This window comes from Cellvibrio sp. (assembly GCF_053579595.1).
Genome location: NZ_JBRFPI010000398.1, coordinates 1 through 3,916, shown reverse-complemented (window position 1 = coordinate 3,916; position 3,916 = coordinate 1). Strand labels below are relative to the sequence as shown.

Sequence of the window (3,916 nt, the reverse complement as noted above, 5' to 3'; positions counted from 1 at the left end):
GATCCATTTCAGTTACCTGATTTATGTAGTTAAAAGTGTTTTTGTTTTGCTACCCGATCGTATTCACGATTGGAAAACGCGCAAAAAAAGTGGCGCCCTGACCGGGTTCCGATTCAAATCCAATATTGCCATTCATTCGCTCAACGAAAGCCTTGCTGATGGACAGCCCCAAGCCAGTCCCACCTCGCTGACGAGAATCAGAAGAGTCTGCCTGCGAAAACTTTTGAAAGATGCGTGAGCGAAACTCATCACTGATACCGGGGCCATGGTCCACCACTTCGATTACCGCCTGATCGGCCTGTCGCGACAGGCGAATTTCCACCTGCCCTTCTTTGGGAGAAAACTTTACGGCGTTGGATATAAAATTGGTCAACACTTGCTGCAAGCGTTGAGCATCAACCCGCGCGCGCAAGTCATTCACTTCTAATTGCAACGCTAACGTGATGTCGTAAGAATCGGCATAGGCTTTATTGCTTTCAAGCGAGGCCTCTAAAATTGATAACAGTGATTGCTCCTGAAGGTCGAACTCCATTTTCCCCGCGAGGATTTTTTCCATATCGAGCAAATCATTGATTAGCAATGTCAGGCGCTTGGCATTTTTGTGGGCTATCCCAAGCATGCTCTGTATCTTGTCAGGTATCCCACCCAAAGCCCCACTCGTCACTAGCGCGAGTGAGCCTGCGATCGAAGTAAGGGGGGTACGCAGTTCATGGCTAACTGCAGACACAAACTCATTCTTCATCTGATCTATACGTTTACGCTCAGTGATATCTTGAATGAATGACCAAATTTTCCGCTCGCCATCCGGCCCTTCTATCAGCACCCCATTTAGTAATACCGGAATCAGGTGTCCATCGCGATGCCGGTATTCTTTTTCGTAGGGACCGTAACGGCCACTGACGTGTAAACTCTCAAGTTGCTGGTACTCTTGGAGTTGATAGTGCGCGGGGGTTAAATCCCAATAACTAATCGCTATTAGTTCGGCTTCTGTGTAGCCGGTAAGGCGGCACAATTCAGGATTGCACTCCAGATAGCGACCGCCATCGACAGCATTTAGTGCGATACCAATAGAAGCCTGATTGTACAGTGTAGATAATTTTTGCTCGTTTAACTGAATGGCTTTATTCGCCATCTCCGCTTGGGTTACATCCCAAATAAAGCCATCGATATATTTTAAATGGCCACTTTCATCGTAAATTCCCCGCCCCAGTTCCTGCACCCATAACCAATGGCCGTCAGCATGACGCAGGCGAAATAACAGCTCAAATGGCTCTTTGGCAGAGAGCGCAGCACCGACTCTCTCTGCTATCCAGGGCACATCATCCGGATGCGTTAATTCGGTGAAACTGCGCGGTGAATCAGAACGTGTAAATTCAGTGGCACTGTAACCCGTCAGCTGTTTTACGGCAGCACTCAGATACAACATTGTCCAGTCAGGGTCGTTCTCACAACGGTAGGCGCCACCAGGGAAGTTGCTCAACATGCTTTGCAGCCGCTCTTCGCTATTACGCAATTGTTGCTGTGAAGACTGTAGTTCACTGATATCCGCATGCGTGCCAGACATCCACAGGGGGTTCCCGTTGTCATCCCGGCGCGACACGCGCCCGCGATCATGAACCCATACCCAGTAACCATCTTTATGGCGCATACGGCATTTACAATCGTAAAACTCCAACTCGCCGCGCAAATGCTGCTCAATAAGTTCGCCGGATTTTTTTAGATCCTCCGGGTGCGCCAGATCTAGCCACGTATCAATGGAAACCGGTGTTAACTCGGCAAGGGTGTAACCCACAATCTCAGCCCAGCGCTCGTTAAAAATCGTTTCGCCCGTTTGTACATTCCATTGCCAGGTACCAATATTGGTACCCTGAATAACCAAGTCCAAATTTTCCCGCTCGCGCTCCAAAGCCATGTTGCTCTCGCGAAACCTGAGTAGTTGCATGACCTGGCCAGCGAGCAATTGAAGTGAGTTTATCTGGTTTGAACTCAATTGCCGGGGCACGTAATCGATAACACACAGGGTTCCCAGTGCATTGCCCGATTCCGTAACCAGTGGGGCACCAGCATAAAAGCGTATGTACGGCTCCCCCAGTACCAAGGAATTGTCACTAAAACGAGGATCAAGTGTTGCGTCCTCAACAACCAATACATCATCGGGGCGTAAAATGGCATGAGCACAAAATGCCACGTCGCGCGGTGTTTCCATTGCGTCCAAACCAAGACAGCTCTTAAACCATTGGCGGTCACTATCCACAAGGGACACTACAGCAATAGGAACCTCGCACAAATTCATCGCCAACTGTGCGATTGCATCAAAACTCTGCTCGCGTCGGGTATCCAGAATATCGAGCCGATACAAATGGGCGAGCCGCTCTTTTTCGTTATTGGGTAGCGGCGCTTTCATTGCACCTCTCCTTCAGAACTTAATGTTTTTTTCTCTAAAGCGCGGGCAATGATTTGCTCGAGCTGCCCACTAATCAACGGCTTTTGTAACCAGAAAATGTCGCTACTCGAATGAAGTGGCGGCTGGCTTTTCTTACCCTCATCAATCGCTCCGGTGATAATAATAATCGGCAATTTTTTCGCGCCCGTGCGCTGATGGGATTCCTGCTGGCGAATGTGCTCCACTATCGCAATCCCATTCATATCCGGCAGCTGCAAATCGAGTGTGACCAAATCGTAATCGCGCAATTGTAAATGCTCCAACGCCGACTGCCCGGTCGTAGCGCAATCGACATCATATTTCTGTGCAGATAGTGCCGTAACTAACACCTCGGCAGTTTCAGCATCATCTTCCACTACCAGTAAGTGCGGTTTTATTTTTTGCGGATCCAGACGTGTGGATGGAATTTTTTGCGTTGTATCTTCGCAGGGTAAATCAAAATAAAAACTGGCGCCTTTGCCTGGTGTGGATTCCACCCCCACAGCCCCGCCCATGCGTTCAATAATTTCTTTGCAGATCGCAAGCCCCAAACCGGTACCGCCTTTTTGACGTGTATCCGATGAATCGGCTTGGGAGAATTTTTGAAACAGACGCGATCGGAAATTGTCGGGCACACCAGGGCCTTTGTCGGTGACGGTGACGCGCACGCTGCCGAAGTGGATGTCCAGCTGGATAGTCACCACATCATTGAGCGGTGAAAATTTCGCAGCATTGGACAAATAATTGGCGAGCACTTGCAACAAACGCTGATGATCGACGGATACTTTTACATCGCTGCAGGGCAGTAATTTATAAGTGACACCGTATTGCTGGGCAAAAGCCGCGTTGGATTCGATACTTTGCTGGATCAGCGGCAGCAACATTTGTTGTTGAATATCAAAATGCATTTTGCCCGCAACCAACTTTTCCATATCGAGCAAATCATTGACTAGATGGATCAAGCGCTGCGAATTATTATGCGCAATCTGGATCATGCGCGCCGACGACTCGGGTAAAGTTCCCGCGAGGCCATTCACTAAAATCCCCAGCGCGCCGCTGATCGCAGTCAGCGGTGTGCGCAGCTCATGGCTGACGGTAGAAATAAATTCATTTTTCATTTGGTCGATGCGTTTTATTTCGCTGATATCGCGCGCAATCCCCAGGTAGCCGGTAATCTCCCCCTCTGCATCGCGCAGCGCCGACACCGTCAGCAGCACCGGAAATTGGCTGCCATCTTTGCGCACATAGTGCCATTCGTTTTCATCGTCGCTGCCCTCGCGCGCCTTGGCGATAAAAACATCAAACCCGGGTTTGACTTCATAACCCAACTCGCACGTTAAATGCTGTGCGCGGGCGACAACTTCGTCGGGCAGATGGATAAGCGCAGGCGTTTGTTTATCAATGATGTCGTCGGCGCTATAGCCCAGCATCATCTCCGCACCATGGTTGAAGGTTTTGATTACGCCGGTGCGGTCGGTTGAAATTATCGCCACA

The 3,916-nt window shown here is 49.6% G+C and carries 2 protein-coding genes; both read right to left on the bottom strand.

Annotated features, from left to right (window positions below):
• Window positions 1-49 precede the first annotated feature (49 nt).
• Window positions 50-2,404, bottom strand: a complete 2,355-nt coding sequence (locus ACWA6V_RS18455) for a PAS domain-containing protein (protein ID WP_449523867.1) — start codon at window positions 2,402-2,404, stop codon at window positions 50-52.
• Window positions 2,401-3,916: hybrid sensor histidine kinase/response regulator (locus tag ACWA6V_RS18450; RefSeq protein WP_449523866.1), on the bottom strand; the 1,516-nt coding region annotated here is incomplete at its 5' end. The genes ACWA6V_RS18450 and ACWA6V_RS18455, both read right to left, overlap by 4 nt.

Bases quoted from the DNA above. Each gene is read 5' to 3' on its own strand.
- ACWA6V_RS18455 (WP_449523867.1), bottom strand. From the start codon at position 2,404: ATGAAAGCGCCGCTACCCAATAACGAAAAAGAGCGGCTCGCCCATTTG.